The following is a 1,058-nucleotide window of genomic DNA, read 5'->3' as shown; positions in this document are numbered from 1 at the left end:
CTTCACCTTGCTTGTTGAAGATTGTGAAGCCACGGCTGCCACCGTCTAAATCACCTTCATCGGCAGTGGCGAAATATTCAGTGTCAATCCAAGATACGCCATCAGGCTCACGAGGAATATCGTTTAAGCTCTCGCTTAATGAAATAATGGCGGCATCTTCTTCTGTGTTGTCGATGTTTTCAAGATCAACGGTACCCGCTGAGAAGTCTGCGCTAACCGTGGCTGTTTCCAGGTCAACTAATAAAATGTGGTTGTTTTCCTGAAGTGTGACAACAGCGATATTGTCACTGTTGATATCGACATATTCTGGCTCAGGGTCTGCTGCGTACAGGTCAGCAATTCCGGTGATGTCTAGAGTTTGGCTTGTCCAATCAGCAGGTTCACCGCTTAGGTTAAGAATAACCAGCTCGCCAGCTGGAAGCTGCGGTGGCGCACCATCGCCTAGATCTTCATCACGCTCGTTTTCAAGAATCACAAGTGCATACATGCTGTCCGGGCTGACTGCGATAGAGTCTGGTTGGCCGCCAAGAGCGATCGTTCTAACTAGAGTTTTACTCGCAATATTAATGACAGCTAGCTCGCCCGATACCGTGACGTAGTCTGTTGAAGTGTTTACAGCCGCGAGAGCGTACTCTCCTTTGATCGCTACTGATGTTGGCTCGCCATTGAGTGCGAATGTGCCTGCAGCAGCCGGAGACTCAATAGTAGAAATATCGACGAAGCCTAGCTGTTCTTGCTCGCTGTCAGTATAGATTAACGTTTGTCCGTCAGTGCTTGCGGCAACAATTTCTGCAACGGTTTCGGTGTCGTCATTACATTGAGTATTGATCTGCTCACATACGTGGAAAGTCGCCACTCTATTGAAGTTTTTGACTGACGAGGAGTCTTTATCGTCATCGCTGCAACCTGCTAACAAGAGGGGGCTTGAAATGGCGAAAGCGAGAGCCGTTTTCTTAAACATATTCATAGAGTGCATAATTTTCCTTTCCATTTAACGATAGGTGTTTTTACTGAAGAGGGAATTATGTTTCGAGAGTGCTACAAATTTATGTCTCTTT

Annotated in this window: 1 pseudogene; it reads right to left on the bottom strand. The window is 46.6% G+C overall.

Features of this window, described 5'->3' with window-relative positions:
- A pseudogene (locus A3761_RS03855) lies at nt 1-976 on the bottom strand (alkaline phosphatase); the annotation flags it as partial.
- Nucleotides 977-1,058: the final 82 nt, after the last annotated feature.

It is taken from the genome of Oleiphilus sp. HI0123 (assembly GCF_001635315.1).
Note: the sequence above shows the minus strand (reverse complement) of the source record. Positions and strands in the feature narration are given on the sequence as shown.